This is a genomic window from Rhodococcus rhodnii NBRC 100604 (assembly GCF_001894925.1).
GTDB lineage: Bacteria > Actinomycetota > Actinomycetes > Mycobacteriales > Mycobacteriaceae > Rhodococcus_F > Rhodococcus_F rhodnii.
In genome coordinates this window covers 1-814 of sequence record NZ_BCXD01000069.1, presented here as the reverse complement: position 1 = coordinate 814, position 814 = coordinate 1, and the positions used below count along the sequence as shown (strand labels likewise).

The window sequence follows — 814 nt, the reverse complement described above, 5'->3', positions numbered from 1 at the left end:
CAGGTCACCGTGACGGGAATCCTGTCGTCGGCAAGGTCGAGGACCAGCGGGAACATCATTTTGGGTTGACATGCTGGGACAGGTAGCCCACCGCCCGGCGCATCACCTCCGCTTCCTGCTCGAGGACCCTGATCCGTTTACGTGCCTCGCGCAGCTCGGCAGCCTCGCCGGTGTCCGCCGCCGCACCGCCGGGGCGGTCGGCGCTCTCCTCGCGGTCGGCCACCTTCATCCACCGCTGCAGACACGTCTCGGAGATCCCGAAGTCCTGCGCGATCTGGCGCAGCGGAGCGTCGCTGCGGCGGGCCACTGCGATCACATCGCGCCGGAACTCCTTCGGATACGGCTTGGGCATGGTGAACATCCATTCACTGCAAGAACCGAATCTCACAACCCAGATGTCAACCAAACTGGGGGCAGTCCCCAACAACACCATCTCGGCAGGCTTCGAGAAGGACCAGGTCGTGGGAATCTTGCTGGCTCTACGTGACGCTGGGGTGCCCCTGGACGCTGATGCGATGCAGGGATGGGTACTCGCCCACGGATGGTCGGGAAGGAACCCCGAACGGCTCGCACAGTACGTCCGCGACATCACCAGCGGAAAGCGACCGCGCACTCGCAGCGTCATTCGACCCGAGTACGTCGACATGCTGCGTGAGCGGGTCGCGCAAGGACCTGGCGACGGCCAGGGTCGAGCAACCGCAGTCGATCAGTGATTCCCTCAGCGACATCAGCTCCACGCCCGCTCTCTGTCGATCGCGTCGCGGACGTACACGGCCACCGAGACACCCCATTAGCAAGGTCTCGGCGGCTTACT

1 protein-coding gene and 1 pseudogene are annotated in these 814 nt (G+C 64.6%); one reads left to right on the top strand and one right to left on the bottom strand.

The genetic code is table 11. From position 1 onward, the window contains the following. Window positions 1–352: pseudogene (locus tag RR1_RS21510) on the bottom strand (transposase); the annotation flags it as partial. On the opposite strand from RR1_RS21510, the gene RR1_RS22690 reads away from it, so the two are divergent. After that, a complete protein-coding gene (locus RR1_RS22690) occupies window positions 351–713 on the top strand; it encodes a DUF1889 family protein (protein ID WP_197737008.1) in 363 nt (120 codons plus the stop codon). The pseudogene RR1_RS21510 and the gene RR1_RS22690 sit on opposite strands and share 2 nt — an antisense overlap. The last annotated feature ends 101 nt before the right edge of the window (window positions 714–814 follow it).

What these genes read in the sequence shown, in the direction of transcription:
- RR1_RS22690 (WP_197737008.1), top strand. Translation starts at nt 351, where the DNA reads ATGGTGAACATCCATTCACTGCAAGAACCGAATCTCACAACCCAGATG.